General features: G+C 76.9%; 1 protein-coding gene and 1 pseudogene. Both read left to right on the forward strand.

From position 1 onward, the window contains the following. Positions 1-852: alpha/beta hydrolase (locus IH13_RS0129720; RefSeq protein WP_031089157.1), on the forward strand; the 852-nt coding region annotated here is incomplete at its 5' end. A gap of 4 nt (positions 853-856) precedes the next feature. Further along, positions 857-1,854 (forward strand): annotated as a pseudogene (locus IH13_RS38825) (acyltransferase family protein); the annotation flags it as partial.

Below are 1,854 nucleotides of genomic sequence, written 5' to 3' on the forward strand. Positions count from 1 at the left end.
GTTCCGGCCCCGGTCCCGGCCCGCCTCGCCCCCCTGATCTCCGCGACCCCCGCAGCCCTGGACACCCGGTACGCCGCCACCCGGGACGCGATCCGGGACGCGCTGCGGATGGCCTCGGCCCACGGCGACCGGCGGCGGGCCGACTCGCTGCGGGCCATGGCGGACCCGGGGCGCCGCTTCCTGGCGTTCGACGGACGCGACGGGGGCCGGACCGCCGAGGTCTTCGGCGACCTGTCCGGGGCCGCCCGCATCGCCGTCCTGGTGCCGGGCGCGGGGGTGGACCTCGACCACTACCGGCGGCTGAGGCGGGACGCCGAGGCCCTCGCCCACGAGCTGGGCCAGGGGTCGGCCGTCGTCGCGTGGCTCGGGTACCGGACACCGTCCACGGTGAGCCCCCAGGCGGTGACCCCGGGGCGGGCCGACGAGGCGGCCCCGCGGCTGGCCTCGTTCGTACGGGAGTTGGCCGACGCACGGCCCGGTGCGCGGGTCTCGCTGCTCTGCCACTCCTACGGATCGGTCGTCTGCGCCCGGGGCGCGTCGGGACTCGCCGTCGCGGACCTCGTGCTCTACGGCAGCCCGGGCACCGGGGCCCCGACCGCCGAGGAGTTGCACACCGGTGCCACCGTCCGGGCGGGCCGGGGCAGCGGCGACTGGATCGCCCACGTGCCGCACGTCCGGCTGGACCTGGCCTTCACCACCGTCGGGTTCGGGACGGACCCGGTGGCACCGGAGTTCGGCGCCGAGGTCTTCGACGCGGGCGACGGCGGCCACAGCGACTACCTCAGACCGGGGTCCGTCTCCCTGCGGAGCCTCGCCCGGATCGTCGCGGGAGCGGAGGACGGCCGTGCGTGAACTCCTGCGCGCATTCGCCCGGCGCGTCGACTCGGCGACGCCCGCCGGCCGCGACCGTGCCCTCGACGCGGGGGCGGCCACTGGCTGGTGACCGCGCTGGTCGCCGACAGCGGCACCTTGCACGGGGCGAGCCCGCTCCGGTACCTGCCCGAACTCACCCCGGTCTCCTGGGTGTTCCAGACGCTCGCGGTTTTCTTCCTGGTGGGCGGGGCGGTCGGGGCCAAGGGGTACGCCTCGGCCCGGGCCCGGGGCGTGTCGTACGGCCGGTGGCTGCGGGCCCGGGTGGGCCGGCTGTTCCGTCCGGTCCTGGTCGTCCTGGCCGTGTGGGCGGTGGCGGCGGGCGTGATGCTGGTCTCCGGGGTGGACCCGGACACGGTCCGCGCGCTGGGCAAGCTGGTGTGGTCGCCGCTGTGGTTCCTGCTGGTCTTCACGGTGCTGACGGCGGCCACCCCGCTGGTGGCCCGGCTGCACCCGCTGTGGCCGCTGGCCGTGGTGCTGCACGTGGACCTCTTCCGGCTGGGGCTGGACGGACCCCAGTGGCTGGGCTGGATCAACGTGGCGGCGGGCTGGCTCGTCCCGTACAGCCTGGGGGCCGCCTGGGCCCGGGGCGGGCTCCGCGACCGGCGGACCGGGTGGGTGCTGCTGGCCGGGGGCGCGGCGGCCACGGCCGGGCTGGTCCTGTTCGCCGGGTATCCGGCCGCCATGGTCGGGGTGCCGGGGGGCGCCCTCTCCAACCTCGACCCGCCGACGCTGGCCGCCGTGACCTTCGGCCTCGCCCAGTGCGGGGGCGCGCTGCTGCTGCTCGGGCCGCTGCGGCGGGCCCTGGCACGGCCCGCGGTGTGGGCGGCGGTGGCGCTGGTAAACCTGTCGGCGATGACGATATTCCTGTGGCACCAGACGGCGATGATCACGGTCACGTCCACCGTCCTGTTCCTGCACGGCCCGCTGCCCGGCCTGCACACCGTGCCCGACTCCCCCGGCTGGGTGGCGGCACGGCTGGCC

Origin of the sequence: Streptomyces sp. NRRL WC-3549 (assembly GCF_000721935.1) — a bacterium.
In the GTDB taxonomy this organism is placed as follows: domain Bacteria; phylum Actinomycetota; class Actinomycetes; order Streptomycetales; family Streptomycetaceae; genus Streptomyces.